The following is a 19,850-nucleotide window of genomic DNA, read 5'->3' as shown; positions in this document are numbered from 1 at the left end:
CTATATAACGGCTAGCTGAGATCGTGCGATTGAAAAGGCAAGACTTTGAGGCAGAAAAGACTGAAATCAGCTCTGGTGACCGGTGCGGCGCGACGAATTGGTCGGATCATTGCAGAGGATCTGGTGGCGCATGATTTCGCCGTCGCCATTCATGCCAATCATTCCCTGGAGATGGCTGAACAACTGGCTGCGGAATTGCGGGACAAAGGCGGCACCGCCGTCGCTATCAAGGCAGACCTCACCGATACCGGGGAAACGGCAACACTTCTGGGTCAGGCTGCAGCCGCTATCGGACCGATCGGCTTGTTGGTGAATAATGCCTCGATTTTTCGCAACGATACCGTGCTGCATTTTGACAGCGCCATATGGGAAGAGCATTTCGCCCTCCATGTTCGTGCGCCGAGCATGCTTGCCGCGGCATTTGCCGAGCAGTTGCCCGCGGACGCGACAGGCCTCGTCGTCAATATCATCGACCAGCGCGTGTGGTCACTCAATCCACGCTTCTATTCCTATACGCTTTCTAAATCGGCGCTCTGGACGGCGACGCAGACAATGGCACAGGCTCTGGCTCCCCACATCCGCGTGAACGGAATCGGTCCCGGCCCCTCAATGCCGAGCAGCCGGCAATCGGTCGAGGACTTCCAGGCCCAGATCGATGCCGTTCTTTTGAAGATTGGCCCGCAGCCGGAGGAATTCGGCCGCACGATCCGCTTTCTTTTTGACACGCCCTCGATCACGGGCCAAATGATTGCCTTGGACGGCGGTCAGCATCTTCGGTGGCAAACGCCGGATGTGTTGGAGATCAAGGAATGAACGGACGAAAGCTGCCTGACGGCGGCATTCTCTATGACGACTCGGATGACGCTGAAGACGATATCGAGGTGGTGGAAAGCGAAACCGTCTCGGCGGTCGGAAGCGTTATCGATTGGAACGAAGGCGGAAAGAACGAATCGGGTCTCAGCGGCGCGGAGCTCATCGGCGCGTTCGTAAAGCGCCTGCCGAATGCGCCGGGCGTCTATCGCATGCTCAACGAAACTGGCGACGTGCTCTATGTCGGCAAGGCGCGGAGCCTGAAGAAACGCGTCAACAATTATGCCCTCGGTCGTGGCCATTCCAACCGCATCACCCGCATGATCCGCGAGACCGCGAACATGGAGTTCGTGACGACGCGAACGGAAATCGAGGCGCTGCTGCTGGAAGCGAATCTGATCAAGCGCCTGCGGCCGCGCTTCAACGTTCTGCTGCGCGACGATAAGTCCTTTCCCTATATCCTCATAACGGGTGACCATCGCGCACCGGCAATTTTCAAGCACCGCGGGGCGCGCGCCCGCAAGGGGGACTATTTTGGCCCCTTCGCCTCGGCCGGCGCGGTCGGCCGCACGATTAATTCGCTGCAGCGAGCCTTTTTGATCCGCACCTGCACGGACAGCGTCTTCGAGACGCGCACGCGTCCCTGCCTGCTCTATCAGATCAAGCGCTGCTCCGGCCCGTGCACGCGCGAGATCAGCGACGAAGGCTATGCAGAGCTTGTACGGGAAGCCAAGGATTTCCTTTCCGGCAAGAGCCAGAACGTCAAGGCGCATATGGCAGAAGCCATGAACGAGGCTGCCGAGAACCTAGACTTCGAGCGCGCCGCGATCTATCGCGACCGACTGGCCGCACTGTCGCATGTACAGAGCCATCAGGGCATCAATCCCGCGGGGGTCGAGGAAGCGGACGTCTTTGCCATTCACCATGAAGGCGGCGTCTCATGCATCCAGGTCTTCTTCTTCCGCACGGGACAGAACTGGGGCAATCGCGCCTATTTCCCGAAAGCCGATCCGCAGCTCTCCAGCGCCGAGGTCCTGAGCGCGTTCCTGGCGCAGTTCTATGACGACAAGCCCGTGCCGCGGCAGATCCTGCTATCGGAGACGGTGGAGGAAATCGAATTGCTCACCGCAGCACTTTCGGAAAAGGCAGGGCACAAGGTTTCGATCCTGGTGCCCCAGCGCGGCGAGAAGAGGGACCTCGTCGATCATGTCGTTGCAAATGCCCGCGAAGCACATGGCCGCAAGCTTGCCGAAACGGCATCGCAATCGCGGCTGCTCGAAGGCTTCAGGGAAACCTTCCAGCTCCCCTACGTACCACAACGCATCGAGATCTACGACAACTCGCACATAATGGGCACGAACGCCGTCGGTGGCATGGTGGTCGCCGGGCCGGAAGGCTTTGTCAAAGGCCAATATCGAAAATTCAACATCAAATCGACCGACATTACGCCAGGCGACGACTTCGGCATGATGCGCGAAGTGATGACTCGCCGCTTTTCCCGGCTGTTGAAGGAGGAAGGCAAGCCCGACCGCAGCGAGCCTCCCTCCTCTGCGGAGTCGGCCGACATGCCTTTCCCGACATGGCCGGACGTGATTCTCATCGACGGCGGACAGGGACAGATGACCGCCGTCCGCGCCATTCTCGAAGAACTCGGGATCACCGACAGCGTCATCGCCATTGGCGTCGCCAAGGGTGTCGACCGCGACGCCGGCCGCGAACGCTTCTTTGCGCCGGGTCGTGAAAGTTTCACGCTGCCGCCGCGCGACCCGGTGCTCTACTTCATTCAACGCCTGCGTGATGAGGCCCACCGCTTCGCGATCGGTTCGCATAGGGCGCGGCGCAAGAAAGAGATGGTCAAGAACCCGCTGGACGAAATCGGCGGCATCGGGCCTTCCCGCAAGCGGGCCCTGCTGCAGCATTTCGGCACGGCAAAAGCCGTCTCACGCGCGGCGCTTTCGGATCTGATGGCAGTCGAAGGCATCTCCGAAGCAGTCGCAAGGCAGGTCTACAATCACTTTCACGAGGATGCCGCGAAATAGTGGCCTCCGGTCGCAAATTCCACGTAAACTCAATGAAAAACTCGAAAGAATGTTGACGCTCTCGGGCGAAAGCCTTCATCTACGGCGAATTATTTCAGAGAAAAGATCCTCATGGCCTCGTCGCGCGCATACAGCCTTCCCAATCTGCTGACCTATGGCCGCATTCTGGCCGTGCCGCTCATCGTGCTTTGCTTTTTCATCGAAGGCAGATTGCAGAGTTCCGATTTCGCTCGCTGGGTCGCGCTGTGGATCTTCGTCATCGCTTCGATCACAGACTTCCTCGACGGCTATTTGGCACGAATCTGGAACCAGACGTCGAATATTGGTCGAATGCTGGACCCAATCGCCGATAAGCTGCTCGTCGCTTCCATCCTGCTGCTGGTCGCTGCGGACGGAACGATCGCCGGCTGGTCCCTCTGGGCCGCAATCATCATCCTTTGCCGCGAGATTCTGGTCTCAGGGCTGCGGGAATATTTGGCAGGCCTCAAGGTCAGCGTGCCGGTAACTCGGATCGCGAAGTGGAAGACGACGCTTCAGCTCGTCGCCATTGCCTTCTTGCTTGCCGGCCCGGCGGGCGACAAGATGGTGCCTTACACGACGCAAATGGGTATATTCCTTCTGTGGGTCGCGGCGCTGCTGACGATCTACACCGGTTACGATTATTTCCGTGCCGGCTTGAAACATGTGGTGGATGAGGAATGATGACACGGCTCGTCTATTTTGCCTGGATACGCGAGAGGATCGGCAAGGGAGAGGAAGAGATTTCGCTGCCGACCGACGTCGTGACCGTTGCGGATCTTCTCAATCATTTGAAGACGCTAGGTGACGAATATGAGACGGCACTTCAATATCCTGATGTCATCCGCGTCGCCATCGATCAGGAGCATGTCGATCATCACGAGCCGATCGGCGGCGCGCGCGAAATCGGCATCTTCCCACCGATGACGGGAGGGTGAACGCGCATGACCGCGGTGCCGACGATCAGGGTCCAGCGCGAGGATTTCGATCTGCAGACGGAAGTCGACCTTCTCAGGAAAGGGCAACTTGACCTCGGCGCAATCGTGACCTTCTCAGGCCTCTGCCGGGATGACGGCGGTACATTGTCCGCTCTTGAGCTCGAGCATTATCCCGGCATGGCGGAGGCAGAGATGGCGCGCATCGCCAAGCTTGCCATCGAGCGGTTTCATCTTCTCGGCCTGACCGCCATCCACCGCTTCGGCAAGATAGCGGCGGGCGAGAATATCGTGCTCGTCATCGCGGCCGCACCGCATCGGCAGGCCGCCTTCGACGGCGCCAGCTTTGTCATGGATTTCCTGAAGACCTCCGCTCCATTCTGGAAGAAGGAGCATGGTCGCGATGGCAAGACCGGCGAATGGGTATCGGCGAAGGACGCTGACGATGCCGCGCGCGACAAGTGGACGTCCAACTAAGTCTGTCGCACTTTTGCGCGACATGTATTCGCCTCAAGGAATGGCCCGTTCGCGGCGGCTCAAGACCAGCAGAAAGACCAGCAGCGAGAAGATCATCAGATCGCGCCAGAGGAAGGGGCCATAGGCGCCCCAGAGGGTCTCGACGACGCCGAGCACACCGGCACCGGCGGCCGATTTCACCGGATCGGAATAACCGCCAACGGCAGCGATCATCAGAACCTTGAGCCCGAACATCAGCCCGGCGCCGAAATCCATGGTGCCGTAGTAGGAGGTCGCCAGCAGGCCGCAGAGTGTGGCGAAGAGCGCCGCGGCGGCATAGGCGATCAAAAAGACGCGGTCGGCGCTAGTGCCGCAGAGTTCGGCGGCCAGCGGATCATCCGTTACGGCGCGCCAGACCCGACCCCAGGCGGTCTGTCTGAGAACGAAAGCGCCGAGCGCGATCATCGCACACATCAGGCCGGTGTTGAGCAACTGAATATGGGTCAGGGTCACCTTGAAGGAGCCATCCGTCCAAAAGACGACCGCGGTGTTGAGAAACGGCGGCAGCCACAGGCTGCGCGTGTCGGAAGCCAGACGGGCCGTCTCCATCAGCACGATCACGATACCGAGCGCTGCGACAATCACCGTGTTCGGTGATTTTTTCACAAGCGGCTGCATGATCGACCGACCGATGAAAATGCCTGCTCCGATCGTATAGGCAAAGGAGATCACCGCACCGAATGCGAAGGCGGCCGGCAATACCAGCCAGAGCCGCGTGTAACCCACATCGGTGAAAAGCAGGAGAATCTGCCCCGCAAAGGCGAAGAGCGCTCCATAGGTGATGTCGGCGCGTTTCGTCACGCCGAAGGCAATAGCATAGCCAAAGGCAAGCGCCGCATAGAGCGCCGCCATCGGAACGGCATTGGCTAGCTGCTGCAGAAGATAGGCCATCACTGAACTCCGAAGCAGGTGAAATAATAACTGGTAAAATGCATTTTGCCAGTTATATTTCCCTCATGACCTTTTCCTGGACACCACACCGCTTTTCGGGAGGCGCGCTTGCTCTCGATGTCGCAAACAGCGTCATCCTGCGCCATGACGAGGCGTCGCGCATCGACCGCTTCGCCTCCGAAGGGCAACTGGACAGCTTTCCGCGCGCCGCCGCACAATTCTGCGCCGAACGCGCGCTTTTCGGGAATATTGAACCGGTTGCCGCCGAAAACAGGGCGAATTTCATCGCGCTTCGCGAGGCAACCGATCGCTATTTCAGGGCACGTGTTCTGAGACGTAACGATGATATAATGCTCGCCACGCTTTTGGAGGCGCTGGCACGGACATTGCGCGGTGCGGCATCGGCCGACGGCCTCGACACAGCGACGGTCCATTCAACGCTGCGGCTGCTTTCCATGCCGGATGCGGAGAGGATGAAGATATGCCGCAATTGCGGCTGGTTGTTCATCGACCGTAGCAAGAACAAAAGTCGCGCCTGGTGCGACATGGCGGTCTGCGGCAATCGCGCCAAAGCCAACCGGCATTATCATCGCAAGAAGCAGGAGAATGCGCCATGACAGCCCGATGGATCAGCTTTCTGGTATTGGCGGCCGGCCTCACACTCGGCGGCTGTCAAAGGCAATCCGAGAACATGGTGGAGCTCACGGGACGGCTCTTCGTCTTTAATTACCGAATTGCGTCTGCAACCTACCTGGTTACGCTCAAGAAGACATCACCGATCCCGGATGGTGCGATAGCCGTTGCGGAATTCGAAGATCCGATGGGCGGTGAACCGATCGTCCTTCAGCAGAAGATCTACCCGCTGTGGGACAAAATTACCCTTCAAAGCCCCAATCTGCGCTGTGTGCGCAAGGACAAGCCCTATGCGGTTTCAATCCGTCTCGTCGACGTAAACAACGAGACGCTGCAGACGATCAAGACCGAGGTCATTTCCAGTGTGGACCAGTCGATCATGCCGACGAAGCCGCTTGTCGCCGGTGCGGGCTATATGAAAAATCCGGAGGTCTACAAGGCGGACGGTACCGTCGATTACGGACATGACTCTGCCTGCCCAACATGAGAAAGCCGGAGCGAATGCCCCGGCCTGCCTCTCTGATCAATTTAATACGTTCAGCGATGTAGGCGACAGGCGGCCTCAGCCAACGATCTCGGTTTCGGCGAACCAGTAGGCAATCTCCTGAACGGCGGTTTCCGGAGCATCGGAACCGTGGACGGAGTTCTCACCGATCGAAAGCGCATGCACCTTGCGGATCGTGCCTTCCGCGGCGTTTGCCGGATTGGTCGCACCCATGACTTCGCGGTTCTTGAGGATAGCGTTTTCCCCTTCGAGAACCTGCACGACCGTCGGGCCGGAGGTCATCATTTCAACCAGTTCGCCGAAGAAAGGACGTTCCTTGTGAACCGCATAAAAGCCTTCGGCTTCGCGCTTGCTCATCCAGACGCGCTTGGAAGCGACGACGCGCAGACCCGCATCTTCCAGCATCTTGGTGATGGCGCCCGTTAGATTGCGCTTGGTTGCATCCGGCTTGATCATCGAAAAGGTGCGTTCAATCGCCATGGTTACTCGTCCTTGGTTTTTCGGAAAAAGTGGGCGGTGTTTAACCGCCCCAAGGGCCGAAAACAAGGGGTATCCGGCAATTTCACGCCGCTGTCACAGTCTTGAGCGTCTATCAAGGAACTCAATGCCATCATCTGCGGGAAGGATTCAGCGGTTCTTAATTGCCACGCAGTATGAATGGCAAAGAAAATACGGATAGGTAGTCGATCGGGAATATCATGGGGAATTCTTCTGCAAGCGCGGCACCTGCGCGAGGCGGCACGTCCGCCTTAATGGACGACATGCAGAAGATCGCCCATCATATGGCGCGATTGAATGTCCCGGGCCTGCCGCGCAACTATGAACTTTTCCATGAGGCGATTATCGGCCAGAATGGCGAGCTCGCCCGCGATATTGCGGCGCTCGGGCCGAACCCGCATCAGATCAGCCTTGATGAACTGGGCCTCAAATATCGCCTCGTCAGTCATTGCGGCGTTGCGGCGGAGAGATCCCAGACCGAAGCTGTCCAGATGTTGCGCGATATCTCCGAACAGCTCGCTACCGGCCTCACGCGAAAACAGGCTTTCGTCCGTTCCATGGAAAATGTCGCGCATTCACTTGCGGAAGATCAGGATCAGGGCCTCGCCACCTTCGTCGCCGAAATGGATTTCCTGAATTCCGCGATCGCCGGCCTCGTGCTCGCCGAGGCTGAACTGGCCGAGACGCTCAGCGATGGTGCCGAGAAGCTGAACATGATCGAGAAGGGGGTGGCGGCAGTACGGGCCGCAACGCTCCGCAATCGCCTGACCGGCCTTCCGAACCGCATCGCCCTCACCGATCGGCTGACGGCGCTCTACGGCCGCGCCGAAGGAGCGGCGGGCTCCGCGCTTGTGCTGGCCAGCGTCGACGATTTCGAACAGCTCAGCGGCCGATACGGCGCACAGGCCACGAACCGAATTCTTCGGAAATTGGCTGCTCTCTTCCGCAGGTCCATTAAAAAGAACGATTTCGTGGCGCACATCGGCGACGATGAATTCGCCTTCCTGTTCGGCAGCACCGGCATCCAGGATGCTCTTGCGATCGGCGAACGGCTGCGCTCCGCGGTCGAGGACAATATTGTCTTCGCCACTTCGGACAAGGCCGATCCCGGCCGACTGACGATTTCGCTCGGCATCGCGTCCGGCGCCGACGCGCCGACCGCGACGCGGCTTCAAGCGAATGGCGAAGCTGCCCTTTCGGCAGCAAAGGCCGACCGCCGCACGCCAATCAAGATCTTCTCGCGGTAGTAAGCAGGCGACATATTCCGTCCGGTTCGGGATCGGACCGCTTGCCTTCGGCGATCGTTTCGGCCAAAACCGCGCCATGATTTCGATTTCCGACCTTTCCGCCCGTGTTGCCGGGCGTCTCCTTATCGATCATGCCAGCGTGACGCTTCCAGCGGGCACGAAAGCCGGGCTCGTCGGCAAGAACGGCGCCGGGAAATCGACGCTGTTTCGCATCATCACCGGCGATTTCGGAGCAGAAGGCGGCTCGGTCTCCATCCCCAAGAACGCCCGCATCGGCCAGGTGGCGCAGGAAGCGCCAGGCACCGAAGATGCGCTGATCGAGATCGTGCTTTCGGCGGACAAGGAACGGTCGGCACTGCTCAAGGAAGCCGAGACGGCGACCGATCCCCATCGGATCGCCGAGATCCAGACCCGACTTGCGGATATCGGTGCGCATTCGGCGGAAGCTCGCGCGGCGAGCATCCTGGCGGGACTGGGTTTCGACCATGACGCCCAGCAACGCCCCGCCTCCTCCTTTTCCGGCGGCTGGCGCATGCGCGTGGCGCTTGCAGCGGTTCTTTTTTCCGAGCCTGACCTGCTGCTCCTGGATGAGCCGACGAACTATCTCGACCTCGAAGGCACTCTCTGGCTGGAAGACTATATCCGCCGCTACCCACATACCGTCATCATCATTTCGCACGACCGCGATCTGCTGAACACGGCCGTCAACGCCATCGTCCACCTCGACCAGAAAAAGCTGACCTTCTATCGCGGCTCCTACGATCAGTTCGAGCGGCAGAAGGCGGAAGCGGACGAGCTGCAAATGAAGGCCAAGGCAAAAAATGAAGCCGCGCGCAAGCATCTGCAAAGCTTCATTGACCGTTTCAAGGCCAAGGCTTCGAAGGCCAAGCAGGCACAGTCCCGCGTCAAGGCGCTCGAGCGCATGGGCACGGTTGCAGCCGTTGTCGAAGATCATGTGATGGGCTTCAACTTTCCGGAACCTGAAAAACAGGTCTCTTCGCCGATCATCGCAGTAAGCGGCGGCGCCGTCGGCTACGAACCAGGCAAGCCGATCCTGAAGCGCCTCAACCTGCGCATCGACGCGGACGATCGCATCGCGCTGCTCGGCTCGAACGGCAACGGCAAATCCACCTTCGCCAAATTCATCTCCGGCCGTCTCAGCGCCGAAAGCGGCGAGGTGCGATTGGCGCCGAATCTCAGGATAGGCTTCTTCGCCCAGCATCAACTCGACGATCTGGTTCCAAACCAGACTGCGGTCGAGCATGTCCGCCGGCTGATGCCGGAAGCGCCGGAAGCCAAAGTGCGTGCACGCGTCGCCCAGATGGGACTTGCGACCGAGAAGATGGACACCCAGGTCAAGGATCTCTCCGGTGGGGAGAAGGCGCGTCTGCTGATGGGCCTTTCCGCCTTCGATGCGCCGAGCCTTCTGATCCTCGACGAGCCGACAAACCATCTCGACATCGACAGCCGAAAGGCGCTTATTCAGGCGCTGAACGACTATTCCGGCGCTGTCATCCTCATTTCACATGATCGACATCTGATCGAAGCAACCGTTGACCGGCTGTGGCTCGTCAAGGACGGCACCGTCACCAATTTCGAAGGTGATATGGAAGAATATCGCAGCCTCATCGTCGCGAGCCCGAAGGGGAAGGATGAGAAGGCAAGGAACGGTTCTGAGGATGAACCGGTCTCAAAGGCAGACCAGCGCAAGCTGAACGCCGAAAAGCGTGCGTCGCTTGCTCCCCTTCGGAAAAAAATCAATGAAATCGAATCCCTGACGGGAAAACTGGAGAAACTGATTCAGGCTCTCGACAGCGAGCTTGCCGATCCGGGGCTTTACGAGAAGTCGCCCGCAAAGGCTGCCGAAAAGGCCAAGCAGCGGGCGGACGCGGTGGAAAAACTTGCCGTCGCCGAGGAGCAATGGCTCGAACTCTCCGCTGAATATGAAGAGGCCATGGTCGGATAATTTCAGCAGCCGCCGGAGCGGCGAAGTGCCGCGCAGCCCACAGCTGCCACAGAATTTAAACCGAACATTAACCATAAATTGGAAAAGCTCGCCGGCGTCATTTCCCTGTTGTCGAGCGCCTTTTCATGTTCCGTTGCGGATTGTTCACGAGTCTTCTCCTAACGCTCGCCTTGACGGGCTGCACAACCAAACCTCCCGCCAGCGACAGTTCGCTGAAGTCCGCGTTTGTGACACCGCAACCTGCTCCAAAGAAGCTGAAGGCCGATGATCCGGTGGAGATGGAGCCGGCCGCGTGGATGCATGCGGAAAACCCCCATCACCTTGCCGGACGCATCCTCTCCGTCTCCTCGCTGAGCGAGATGAAACTTCAGGATAAGGAAGTTCTCCTCACGTTTGACGACGGCCCTGCTCCGGGCAAAACCGATCGCATCCTTGCGACACTCGACAAGTTTGGCGTCAAAGGGACGTTCATGATGGTCGGCGAGATGGCAGAGTTACATCCCGAGACCGCCCGCAAAGTGGCCGAGGAAGGCAATACCATCGGCAGCCACACCTATGACCATCCGGATCTCGACAAGCTGAGCTTTGACATGGCCATGAAGGAAATTACGCGTGGCGAAAACGCCGTCACGAAGGCGACTGGTGTCGATGTCTCATTCTTCCGCTTTCCCTATCTTGCGGATTCCAAGAAGCTGCGCGCCGCAGTCGCCCTGCGTGATCTGGTCGTGATGGATGTGGATATCGACAGCAAGGATTATTTCAAGACCACGCCGATCGTGGTCGTACAGCGGACAATGAATCTGCTCCACAAACGCGGGCGCGGCATAATCCTGATGCACGACATCCATCAGCGCACGGCGGCAATGCTGCCAACGCTCCTCAGCAGGCTCGAAAACGAGGGCTTCAAGGTCGTGACCTTGCGCTACAAGCCTGTGCATGAACCGTTGCAGGTGGCTTGGGCGGACTGACGCTCAAGCCTTCTTTTCCCAACGCCCTTCAGGAGTCTGTTGCCAATAGGTGAGATTGAGCCCCTCGCCTTTCAGCCTCTTCCATTGCGCCCGCGCCGATTCCAGTTGCTCCTGATCGTAGCCATCAAACATGAAGACCACCCGATCATAGGCTGCGAGCGGCGGCGGCTCCGCACCGTCAACAATGAACCGGACGGTGGCGTCGTTCAGATTCGCTTGCGCGATCGTCAGCAGAACCGGCTGATGTTCTGCCGTTTCGGCCTCGTCCGTTCCATGCGGAAGAAAGCTGTCGTCCCGAAATGTCCACAGATGAGCATCGAGCATATCCCGACGTGCCGCCTCGCTCGTCTGAACGGCAACGCGCCAGCCGCGCTCGACGCTTTTGTCGAGCAGCGGGGGAAGCGCATCCTCAAGCTTTGATTCCGTCAGATGGTAGAAAAGAACCTCGGTCAAAACCGCCTTCCATGTCCCGTATCAGGCTTCGTAATGGGCGCGAACAAGTTCGTCCAGAAGACGCACACCGAAGCCCGAGCCCCAGGACTGATTGATCTCGTCCTGCGGCGATCCCATGGCGGTTCCGGCAATGTCGAGATGCGCCCAAGGCGTCTCCTGCACGAAGCGCTTCAGGAAGTGCGCCGCGGTGATCGATCCTGCGTTGCGTCCGCCGGTATTCTTGATGTCGGCGAACTTGCTGTCGATCATCTTGTCATACTCCTTGCCGAGCGGCATGCGCCAGACCTTCTCGTTGGTCGTCAGACCGGCAGCTGTCAACTGCGCTGCCAGTGTATCGTCGTTGGAAAACAGACCGGCATGAACGTTGCCGAGTGCAACCATGATCGCCCCTGTCAGCGTCGCGAGATTGATCATGAACTGCGGCTTGAATCGATCGTTGCAGTACCAGAGGGCGTCGCCAAGCACCAGCCGGCCTTCGGCGTCGGTGTTGATGATCTCGACCGTCTGGCCGGACATAGTGGTCACGATATCGCCTGGCCGTTGCGCGTTGCCATCAGGCATATTCTCGACCAGCCCGATAACGCCAACCGCATTGACGGCTGCCTTGCGGGCCGCGAGCACATGAATGAGGCCGGTCACAGCCGCAGCCCCGCCCATGTCGCCCTTCATGTCTTCCATCCCTGCAGCAGGCTTGATCGAAATACCGCCAGTGTCGAACACCACACCCTTACCAACGAAGGCAATCGGCTTTTCCTTCTTGCCGCCCCTCCATTGCATGACGACCAGTCGGGGCGGCCGTGCAGAGCCCTGTGCGACGCCGAGAAGCGCGCCCATGCCCAACCGGCGCATCTCCCGCTCCGTCAAAATCTCGACCTCGACGCCGAGCTTTTCGAGTTCCTTCGCCCTCTCGGCAAACTCGACGGGACCGAGGACGTTCGGCGGTTCGTTGACGAGATCACGGGCCAGGATGACGCCGCCGGCTACGGCCTCAGACACGGCAAAAGCTTTTTTCGCGGCAGCGGCATCGGCGGTCACGATTGTCACCTTCACCGACTTCGGAGCGGACTTTTCCTCCTCTTCGCTCTTCTTCGTCTTGTAGGTATCAAAGCTGTAGCCTCGCATCAGCATGCCGAGTGCGAAATCCGCTGCCGCTCTGGCGCTGGGTTGCGCGCCGGGAGTATCGATGAAGATAACTGCCTTGTCGGTGTCCTTGATCTTTGCCGCCGCGCTGCCGCCGGTCTTCAGCCAGTCGTGAGCGCTTATCGCCTCGCCCTTGCCCATGCCTATGATGATGATCCGATCGACAGGCGATCCTTCCGGAGCCACCAGATCAAGACTGCTCAGCGCCTTGCCAGAGAACTTTGCTATCTTTGCCGCCTTGGCGAATACATTTGCCGGGTCGGCGGCCTCGATGCCCGCAGGAGCATCACCTTCCGCTGTCTTCAAAAGGATGGCCAAGCCGCCGCTGAGCCGTGCCGACTTGGCAAATGAAATTTCGAACTTCGTTGACATGTCTTCTCCGATTTGAACAGGCAAGAACACTTTGAAAACGTAATCATTCTGGGTTTCTGTCGGGAATACAAGCTTTTGCGGGATGTTTCCCGCCAAATTGTCGTCCCCCTTCAAATCCCTCCCAATTCATGCCATATGCGGCTGGCAAAACGGTCTTCTGGCGCCTTACGCCTCCGCCGCCGACAGGAAATGCTTCCGGTGACACTCGTGTTCCGCAACCCAGAACGCCAAGCCCGCAGAAAATGGCTGCAGCTGCCCGAGACGCCCGGAGGCGCTTTTATCGTGCTTTTCTGGACCTGGTGGGCGCTGCTTGCGATCTTCAATACCTGGCCCCAGATCGACATCGCTACGGCGCACCTTTTCTTTGCTGCCACGGCCTGCACGGATGAAGCCAAGCAAATATGCGGCAGCTTTCCCTATAGCGACGAGCATTTGCTCCGCATCATCAGAAGGGTATTCTTCCAGTTGCCCTATGTGACAGCGATCGTGCTCCTGGTCATGCTCTTTGCCTGCTATCAGCAGCATGGCGCCACCTTCGATGCCGCCAGGGTCCGTAAGCTAAAGGTTGCGCTGGGAACATTCGTCATCGGACCAGGCCTCCTGATCAATGGCATCCTGAAGGCGTTTTCCGGGCGCCCGCGTCCTTACGAGACGGACCTATTCGGAGGTCCCCTGCCGTTCGTGGATGCCGGCTCCTTTGCCGGAAAATGCATCGGCAACTGCTCATTCATCTCTGGGGAGGCCGCATCGGCGGGATGGCTCTTCTGCCTGATATTCCTCATTCCGCAACCGGCCCGGTCCGCGCTCGCCCTGCCGATTGCCGCCATTTCGTTTTTGATGACGGCCTTGAGGGTCGCATTCGGAGGACACTACCTCTCCGATGTCACGCTCGGCTGGCTTTCGACCCTTGTCATATTCACAGCGCTGCTGGCGCTATCGGAAAAATCACACCATCAAAAAAAATCCGGAATTTAACTCAATTTTCTGTAGCCGGTTGTCGCAATATTCCGGCAAACAGCGTAGATGAAGCTTCCCCGGAGCGACGCTGTTCGGATTGAGGTTCCGGGGCGAACGATCAGGACAGGCATGAACCTACTCGAGACATATATCCTGCGACGCGTCGGCCAGATGTTCATGGTCGCGCTCCTGCCTGTTCTCGCAATCATCTGGACGACCCAGGTTCTGGCGCGAATCAATCTCGTCACCGATAGCGGCCAGTCGATAGGTTCTTTCGCCATACTGGCGACACTCATCCTGCCGTCCATCATCCCGATCGTCCTGCCTTTTGCGCTGGTGATCGGCATCACACAAACTTTGACTGCGATGAACAACGATTCGGAGCTGACCGTCATCGATGCGGCCGGCGCCCGACGCAGCACGATTGTTCGCCCCATCATGCTGCTGGCCGCAGTTGCCAGCGCCTTTTCCTTCTTCGTCGACAATGTCGTGGAGCCGAGGTCGAAAACAGCCATAAGGCAGATGGTTGCCGAGGCCTATGCCGATCTCTTGTCGTCGGTCATCGAAGAAAAGACCTTCCGCAAGATTGAGGACGGGCTGTATGTCCAGATTTCCGAACGTCTTTCGGGCCGCATCCTGAAAGGCCTCTTCGTCGTCGACGAACGCGATCCCAGCTTCGAGCTCATCTACTATGCCCGCGAAGGCGCTGTGGACGATAAAGGCACGTCACTGATCATGAAGGACGGCGAAGTGCAGCGAAAAGCTCCGGACGGAAACGTATCGGTCGTGCGGTTCGATTCCTATGCCTTCGACCTCTCGGACATGACGGAAAGCCGCGGGGATCCCACTTTGCGCGCCAGCGACCGTGATCTCGGCTTCCTCCTGCATCCGGATCCGGAGGACAAGGATTACAAGGCGAGGCCCGGCACTTACCTTACGGAGCTGCACCGGCGCCTGACGGACTGGATGCTGCCGGCAACCTTCGCGCTTATAGCGCTTGCGGCAGCGGGCGACGCTCGCTCGCATCGCGAGGCACGGCTGCATCCGATGATGATCGCCCTCACCCTTGCCTTCATCCTACGTTGGGCGACGTTCTATGCTACCAACAAAATCGAGACCGCGCCGATCTTCATCTACGCTCTTTATGCGATTCCCGTCGTCAGCGGTGCAATTGCGGCGTTCCTGCTGGGTCGCCGCAGGAGAAATCCGGTTTCCAACGCCCTGAAGGATCGGGGCTCGGACTTCTGGCAACGGCTTCAGAACCGTTATTTCACGACAGGCGGCCGGCAGAGTGGAGGCAGTGCATGATTTTCGGCACGCTCAGTCGCTATTTCTTCGTGCGGTATGTGGTTACAGTCTTCTGGTTCTTCCTTGGCGTCAGCTCGATCGCCTACTTGGTGGATTTCAGCGAAATCGCCGGAAGAATGTCAGACCTTCCCGGCTATACCGTACTGGGGGGATTGCTTATCACGGCCGTCCGATTGCCGCTGATCTTACAGCAGACAGTTCCCTTCATCGCGCTGTTTGCGGGAATGACGACGCTGATTGCGCTGAACCGCAGATATGAATTGGTGGTCACCCGCGCCGCTGGTATTTCCGTCTGGCAATTCATGGCGCCTTTCGTTGCTGGCGCCTTCATCGTCGGTATACTCACCTTGGTTGCCATTAATCCTTTGGCGGCATGGGGTCAGCGTCAGGCGCTGAACCTCGAAGCAAGCTGGAAAGATGCGACGGTGGTGGCGCGCAAGGCGCCTATTGTTCCCTGGATGCGTCAGATTAGCGGAGCGGACGACATCATCATCGGCGCGCATTCGATTCTCGACAACGGAACGCTGCTTACGGACGCCGTATTCATCCATTTTGATTCCACCGGCCATGTCTCCCTGAGGCAGGATGCCGCCGCGGCAAAATTGGAAGATGGTTACTGGCTGCTTAAGGATGTGATTGAACGGGCGCCAGGCGAGATCGCGGTTCATCACGATACGGTGCAGGTCCGCACCAATCTGAAACAGGATTTCGTTCAGGAACGGCTTACCCAGCCCGAAACCATTGCTTTTTTTGATCTTTCAGGACGGATTGCGGCAGCGAAATCCTTTGGCATCCCGACCAAGATGCTCGAGACCCAGTTTCACTTTCTGCTCTCGCAGCCGCTGCTTATGATCGCGATGACGTTCATTGCTGCAACCGTGTCCTTAAAATTCAGTAGATTCAACCAGTCACGTTCTGTGATTCTGGGTGGAATCATTTCGGGCTTCGTGCTTTATGTGGTCACCGTGCTGGTTAAGGCATTCGGAAGCAGCGGAGTGGTTCCTCCCTTCGTGGCGATCTGGGTTCCAGTGATCGTTGCATTGGCTCTCGGGGCAACAATTTTGCTTCATCAGGAGGACGGCTAGTGGCGGTAGGCGACCGCAAGAATAATAGGAAGTTTGTGGTTGCCCTGCTCGCAGGCGTGGCGGCACAATCATATTTGATATGTGTTCCGGCCGTTTATGCGCAGGAACCGACAAGCACAGCGCAACAGCTGGGACAGAATATTCCGAAAGAGGCGAAGATGCTGCTTTCGGCCAATGAAATTATCTACAACCGCGATACGCAAGTCGTTTCAGCGGTCGGCGGCGTGCAGATCAACTATGGGGGCTACAAGATGGTGGCCCAGCGCGTCGAATACAACCAGAAGACAGGTCGCGTCATGGCGATCGGCAACATCGAGCTGGTCAGTCCGGACGGCAACCGCATGTATGCCGACAACCTCGATGTGACGGACAATTTCGCACAGGGCTTTGTGAATGCACTGCGCATCGAGACAGCGGACAATACGCGCCTCGTTGCAGAAACTGGACAGCGTGTGAACGACACGTTGATGATCCTGAACAAGGGTGTCTATACGGCGTGCCTGCCTTGCGCGGAACGTCCTGAACATCCGCCGTTCTGGCAGGTCAAGGCTGAGCGCGTGGTTCAGAACGGACAGACGCATACGATTCGCCTGGAAAAGGCGCGGTTTCAGCTGCTCGGTCGCTCCATCGCATTCCTCCCCTTTATCGAAGTGCCTGACCAGACGGTGAAGAGGAAATCCGGCTTTCTCTTCCCAACCATGAGCATCTCGGAAAATCTCGGTTTCGGGCTGACGGTACCCTATTACTACGTCATCTCGCCGAGCATGGATGCGACAGTCTATGCGACCGGCTATACCAACCAGGGCTTCCTGCTTGAAGGTGAATTCCGGCAGCGCTTCGAGAACGGAACCCATGTCCTTCGTGCAGCGGGAATCAGTCAGGCCAATCCTGGCGCCTTTGACCCCGGGACTAGCGATGCAGAGCGGGAAAACCGCGGCATGGTCGCGTCCAGGGCAGAGTTCAAGATCAACCCGCGCTGGACGTTCGGCTGGGATGTCATGGTGCAGAGCGACAATAACTTCTCACGCACCTACAAGCTCGATGGGCTGGATCAGACAATTCATACAAACGAGATCTATTTGACCGGCCTCGGAAAGCGCAATTATTTCGACGCGAGCGCTTATTACTTCGATGTGCAGAACGCAGATCCCAATAACGTTCTGGAGAAGAAGCAGGCAATCACCTATCCGGTGATCGACTATCACTATGTCGCTCCTCAGCCGGTATATGGTGGCGAGTTGTCGGCTGACGTCAATTTCACGAATATTTCGCGCCGGGAAGACGATCTTTTCAGCGTCGATGGCTTTGACCGGTTCCGCGGTCTCCCAGGGCAGACTGCGCGTCTTACCACCGAAGTTCAATGGCAGCGCACCTTTGTTGCGCCGAGCGGTCTGCTTTTGACACCGCTTCTGGCGGCAAGAGGGGATGCCCTGTCGGTGAACATGGACAATCCCAATTCGATTGATCCTGCGAACTTCACCTACGATGGCTCGTTCCAAGATGGCGGCTCAACCCGTGGGATGGTAACTGCCGGTCTTGAGGCGCGCTATCCGATCCTGATGACGACCCAGAACAGCAGTCACGTCATCGAGCCGATCGCGCAAATCTACGTTCGGCCTGATGAGCAAAACGCTGGTGGGCTTCCGAATGAGGACGCGCAGAGTTTCGTGTTCGATGCGACGACGCTGTTCGATCGCGACAAGTTCTCCGGCTATGACCGCATCGAAGGCGGCACGCGCGCGAACCTCGGTATCCGCTATACCGGAACCTTTGACAGCGGCTATAAGCTCAGCGCCCTCTTCGGCCAATCCTATCAATTGGCGGGACAGAATTCATTTGCGACGCCGGATCTCGTCAATGTAGGTGCAGATTCGGGCCTGGAAACGGACACATCCGACTATGTCGGCATGGGCAGCATCGAAACGCCTCAGGGCATTTCGCTTTCCGCGTCCTATCGATTGGATGAAAAGGATCTGGATTTCCGCCGCGGTGACGCCATGGCCGGCTACCGGAATGACCGGTTTGCCACGCAACTGATCTACACGCATATCGCCGCGCAACCGGCCTATGGCCTGGCAACGGACAATGATGAACTTCAAACCAACGCATCAATCAAGTTCCATGACTATTGGTCCGTATTCGGTGGTATAGCCTGGGACCTGAACAACAGCGCGATAAGCAGACAATCCATTGGCCTAAGCTATGCCGACGAATGCACGATTTTCACCATCGCCTATACCGAGAGCAGAGACGTTTTCAACGAATCGGCGAGCGATTGGACGATTGGCGCCAGGCTGACTTTCCGTACGCTCGGTGACATTAAGCTCGGAACTGCGGATTTCAATTGAGGCGATCGCAGAGCAAAGCAGATGGTATCCAAAGTTCGAGCATTTGCCGCGCGGGCGATATTGTCATTGTTTTGCCGCAAGAATTGTACAGGACATCGCCGTTACAGTACGTCGAAATACGTTACCGGCATGAGGATCGAAGCGGCGGCGTGTGTTGCGATAGTGCGACCGATCGCTGCCACGTCGTTGGAGGGTAATAGTTGATGGTTTCCGGAAAGACAGCGATACGGGCTCTTGTTGCCGGTGCCGCAGCCTTGGTGTTTGCGGTTGTCTCTGAGCCGGGCGGGAGTCCGGCATTTGCCGCCAGCGAAGTCAAGGCCGTCGTCAATGGTGCGGCGATCACCAGCGGAGACGTGGCCAAACGCGTTGCCTTTCTTCGCCTGCAGCGTCAGAAGGCGGACGCCAAGACGGCCGAAGAACAGCTTGTCGAAGAGACGTTGAAGCGGCAGGAAATTGCACGCGTGCGCATGTCGGTAAGCACCCAGGACGTCGATGCAGCCTATGGACGTTTTGCCGCCAACAACAAGATGTCGACGGATCAGCTCGGCCAGATTCTCGATCGCGCTGGTGTAGGGGCAGATCACTTCAAGAGCTACATCGCCGTTTCCATGAGCTGGCCGCGCGTCGTCAATGCTCGCTATGGTTCCAGCTCCCGCATGTCCAGCGCCGATCTCGTTGCGCGGATGAATGAGAACAACAAGCAGAAGCCGGTAACGACGGAATATTTCCTGCAGCAGATCATCTTCGTTATTCCCGAATCTAAAAAGAACGCGATAACGGCCAAGCGCAAGGCAGAGGCTGAAGCTTCCCGCTCGAAATATCCCGGATGCGATCAGGCCAAGGTTTTTGCCGCCACGATGCGGGACGTATCGGTGCGTGACCTCGGTCGCGTCCTGGCACCCGAATTGCCGAGCGACTGGAAGCCGTTGGTCGAGGGCGCCAAAGGGATGACGACCAGCACCCGGGTGACGAACCAGGGCGTCGAATATCTTGCCATCTGCCGGCAGAGGCAGGTTTCCGATGACGTGGCCGCCGAAATGGTCTTTCGCGAGGAGGATCTTGGCAAGCAGAAGGATCAAAAGGGTCCAGGCGAGGAAAACAGCAAGAAATATATCGATGAGCTGCGCCAGAAGGCGCAAATCATCTATCGTTGATCTCGTA

General features: G+C 58.2%; 19 protein-coding genes. 15 read left to right on the top strand and 4 right to left on the bottom strand.

What is annotated here, in order from left to right:
* Positions 1–45 precede the first annotated feature (45 nt).
* From AAE029_RS17130 to AAE029_RS17110, 5 genes are all read left to right on the top strand, one after another.
* Positions 46–813 carry an SDR family oxidoreductase gene (locus AAE029_RS17130; protein WP_371074063.1) on the top strand — a complete coding sequence of 256 codons (768 nt, stop codon included), beginning with the start codon at positions 46–48 and terminating at the stop codon, positions 811–813.
* The gene (gene uvrC / locus AAE029_RS17125; RefSeq protein WP_371074062.1) at positions 810–2,849 is read left to right on the top strand and encodes an excinuclease ABC subunit UvrC; all 2,040 of its coding nucleotides are present in this window, start codon (positions 810–812) and stop codon (positions 2,847–2,849) included. The genes AAE029_RS17130 and uvrC overlap by 4 nt, the downstream gene beginning before the upstream one ends.
* Before the next feature lie 111 nt (positions 2,850–2,960).
* Positions 2,961–3,551 carry a CDP-diacylglycerol--glycerol-3-phosphate 3-phosphatidyltransferase gene (gene pgsA / locus AAE029_RS17120; RefSeq protein WP_371074061.1) on the top strand — a complete coding sequence of 197 codons (591 nt, stop codon included), beginning with the start codon at positions 2,961–2,963 and terminating at the stop codon, positions 3,549–3,551.
* On the top strand, positions 3,551–3,805 hold the full coding sequence (gene moaD, locus AAE029_RS17115) for a molybdopterin converting factor subunit 1 (RefSeq protein WP_371074170.1): 255 nt from the start codon (positions 3,551–3,553) through the stop codon (positions 3,803–3,805). Before pgsA ends, moaD begins: the two co-directional genes overlap by 1 nt.
* Positions 3,806–3,811: 6 nt before the next feature.
* Complete coding sequence (locus AAE029_RS17110) at positions 3,812–4,279, top strand: molybdenum cofactor biosynthesis protein MoaE (protein WP_371074060.1); 468 nt, start codon at positions 3,812–3,814, stop codon at positions 4,277–4,279.
* Positions 4,280–4,312: 33 nt separating this feature from the next.
* Here AAE029_RS17110 and AAE029_RS17105 read toward each other — a convergent pair whose 3' ends face one another.
* On the bottom strand, positions 4,313–5,209 hold the full coding sequence (locus AAE029_RS17105) for a branched-chain amino acid ABC transporter permease (protein ID WP_371074059.1): 897 nt from the start codon (positions 5,207–5,209) through the stop codon (positions 4,313–4,315).
* A 65-nt stretch (positions 5,210–5,274) separates the two neighbouring features.
* Here AAE029_RS17105 and AAE029_RS17100 point away from each other — a divergent pair, with 65 nt between their 5' ends.
* Both AAE029_RS17100 and AAE029_RS17095 read left to right on the top strand, forming a co-directional pair.
* Entirely contained in the window at positions 5,275–5,826 is a 552-nt protein-coding gene (locus AAE029_RS17100) for a CGNR zinc finger domain-containing protein (protein ID WP_371074169.1), read from the top strand.
* Positions 5,823–6,329 carry a hypothetical protein gene (locus AAE029_RS17095; RefSeq protein ID WP_371074058.1) on the top strand — a complete coding sequence of 169 codons (507 nt, stop codon included), beginning with the start codon at positions 5,823–5,825 and terminating at the stop codon, positions 6,327–6,329. The genes AAE029_RS17100 and AAE029_RS17095 overlap by 4 nt, the downstream gene beginning before the upstream one ends.
* A 75-nt stretch (positions 6,330–6,404) precedes the next feature.
* On the opposite strand, the gene ndk is transcribed toward AAE029_RS17095, so the two are convergent.
* Positions 6,405–6,827, bottom strand: coding sequence for a nucleoside-diphosphate kinase (ndk, locus tag AAE029_RS17090; RefSeq protein WP_371074057.1), 423 nt, complete (start codon positions 6,825–6,827; stop codon positions 6,405–6,407).
* A gap of 218 nt (positions 6,828–7,045) precedes the next feature.
* Here ndk and AAE029_RS17085 point away from each other — a divergent pair, with 218 nt between their 5' ends.
* The 3 genes from AAE029_RS17085 to AAE029_RS17075 all read left to right on the top strand — a co-directional run bounded on the left by AAE029_RS17085 (position 7,046) and on the right by AAE029_RS17075 (position 11,026).
* A complete protein-coding gene (locus AAE029_RS17085; protein ID WP_371074056.1) occupies positions 7,046–8,092 on the top strand; it encodes a GGDEF domain-containing protein in 1,047 nt (348 codons plus the stop codon).
* Between the two features lie 76 nt (positions 8,093–8,168).
* Entirely contained in the window at positions 8,169–10,058 is a 1,890-nt protein-coding gene (locus AAE029_RS17080) for an ABC-F family ATP-binding cassette domain-containing protein (RefSeq protein WP_371074055.1), read from the top strand.
* A gap of 278 nt (positions 10,059–10,336) precedes the next feature.
* On the top strand, positions 10,337–11,026 hold the full coding sequence (locus AAE029_RS17075) for a polysaccharide deacetylase family protein (RefSeq protein ID WP_371074168.1): 690 nt from the start codon (positions 10,337–10,339) through the stop codon (positions 11,024–11,026).
* A 3-nt stretch (positions 11,027–11,029) separates the two neighbouring features.
* Here the strand turns inward: AAE029_RS17075 and AAE029_RS17070 are convergent, their stop codons facing one another.
* Together AAE029_RS17070 and AAE029_RS17065 are read right to left on the bottom strand one after the other, a co-directional pair.
* The gene (locus AAE029_RS17070) at positions 11,030–11,479 is read right to left on the bottom strand and encodes a DNA polymerase III subunit chi (RefSeq protein ID WP_371074054.1); all 450 of its coding nucleotides are present in this window, start codon (positions 11,477–11,479) and stop codon (positions 11,030–11,032) included.
* 21 nt (positions 11,480–11,500) lie between these two features.
* Positions 11,501–12,991, bottom strand: coding sequence for a leucyl aminopeptidase (locus tag AAE029_RS17065; RefSeq protein ID WP_371074053.1), 1,491 nt, complete (start codon positions 12,989–12,991; stop codon positions 11,501–11,503).
* A 198-nt stretch (positions 12,992–13,189) separates the two neighbouring features.
* Here AAE029_RS17065 and AAE029_RS17060 point away from each other — a divergent pair, with 198 nt between their 5' ends.
* The 5 genes from AAE029_RS17060 to AAE029_RS17040 all read left to right on the top strand — a co-directional run bounded on the left by AAE029_RS17060 (position 13,190) and on the right by AAE029_RS17040 (position 19,843).
* The gene (locus AAE029_RS17060; RefSeq protein WP_371074052.1) at positions 13,190–13,966 is read left to right on the top strand and encodes a phosphatase PAP2 family protein; all 777 of its coding nucleotides are present in this window, start codon (positions 13,190–13,192) and stop codon (positions 13,964–13,966) included.
* 111 nt (positions 13,967–14,077) lie between these two features.
* On the top strand, positions 14,078–15,256 hold the full coding sequence (locus AAE029_RS17055; protein WP_371074051.1) for an LptF/LptG family permease: 1,179 nt from the start codon (positions 14,078–14,080) through the stop codon (positions 15,254–15,256).
* Positions 15,253–16,341 carry an LPS export ABC transporter permease LptG gene (gene lptG, locus AAE029_RS17050; protein WP_371074050.1) on the top strand — a complete coding sequence of 363 codons (1,089 nt, stop codon included), beginning with the start codon at positions 15,253–15,255 and terminating at the stop codon, positions 16,339–16,341. Before AAE029_RS17055 ends, lptG begins: the two co-directional genes overlap by 4 nt.
* The gene (locus AAE029_RS17045; protein WP_371074049.1) at positions 16,341–18,689 is read left to right on the top strand and encodes an LPS-assembly protein LptD; all 2,349 of its coding nucleotides are present in this window, start codon (positions 16,341–16,343) and stop codon (positions 18,687–18,689) included. Before lptG ends, AAE029_RS17045 begins: the two co-directional genes overlap by 1 nt.
* 203 nt (positions 18,690–18,892) lie before the next feature.
* Positions 18,893–19,843, top strand: a complete 951-nt coding sequence (locus AAE029_RS17040; RefSeq protein ID WP_371074167.1) for a peptidylprolyl isomerase — start codon at positions 18,893–18,895, stop codon at positions 19,841–19,843.
* The last annotated feature ends 7 nt before the right edge of the window (positions 19,844–19,850 follow it).

Origin of the sequence: Sinorhizobium sp. CB7, from assembly GCF_041357635.1 — a bacterium.
Lineage (GTDB): Bacteria > Pseudomonadota > Alphaproteobacteria > Rhizobiales > Rhizobiaceae > Rhizobium.
This window is presented reverse-complemented; position numbering and strand designations above follow the sequence as displayed.

Coding starts and splice junctions, on each gene's coding strand:
- uvrC (WP_371074062.1), top strand. CDS start 810: ATGAACGGACGAAAGCTGCCTGACGGCGGCATTCTCTATGACGACTCG.
- pgsA (WP_371074061.1), top strand. CDS start 2,961: ATGGCCTCGTCGCGCGCATACAGCCTTCCCAATCTGCTGACCTATGGC.
- moaD (WP_371074170.1), top strand. CDS start 3,551: ATGACACGGCTCGTCTATTTTGCCTGGATACGCGAGAGGATCGGCAAG.
- AAE029_RS17110 (WP_371074060.1), top strand. CDS start 3,812: ATGACCGCGGTGCCGACGATCAGGGTCCAGCGCGAGGATTTCGATCTG.
- AAE029_RS17105 (WP_371074059.1), bottom strand. CDS start 5,209: ATGGCCTATCTTCTGCAGCAGCTAGCCAATGCCGTTCCGATGGCGGCG.
- AAE029_RS17100 (WP_371074169.1), top strand. CDS start 5,275: ATGACCTTTTCCTGGACACCACACCGCTTTTCGGGAGGCGCGCTTGCT.
- AAE029_RS17095 (WP_371074058.1), top strand. CDS start 5,823: ATGACAGCCCGATGGATCAGCTTTCTGGTATTGGCGGCCGGCCTCACA.
- ndk (WP_371074057.1), bottom strand. CDS start 6,827: ATGGCGATTGAACGCACCTTTTCGATGATCAAGCCGGATGCAACCAAG.
- AAE029_RS17085 (WP_371074056.1), top strand. CDS start 7,046: ATGGGGAATTCTTCTGCAAGCGCGGCACCTGCGCGAGGCGGCACGTCC.
- AAE029_RS17080 (WP_371074055.1), top strand. CDS start 8,169: ATGATTTCGATTTCCGACCTTTCCGCCCGTGTTGCCGGGCGTCTCCTT.
- AAE029_RS17075 (WP_371074168.1), top strand. CDS start 10,337: ATGGAGCCGGCCGCGTGGATGCATGCGGAAAACCCCCATCACCTTGCC.
- AAE029_RS17065 (WP_371074053.1), bottom strand. CDS start 12,991: ATGTCAACGAAGTTCGAAATTTCATTTGCCAAGTCGGCACGGCTCAGC.
- AAE029_RS17055 (WP_371074051.1), top strand. CDS start 14,078: ATGAACCTACTCGAGACATATATCCTGCGACGCGTCGGCCAGATGTTC.
- lptG (WP_371074050.1), top strand. CDS start 15,253: ATGATTTTCGGCACGCTCAGTCGCTATTTCTTCGTGCGGTATGTGGTT.
- AAE029_RS17040 (WP_371074167.1), top strand. CDS start 18,893: ATGGTTTCCGGAAAGACAGCGATACGGGCTCTTGTTGCCGGTGCCGCA.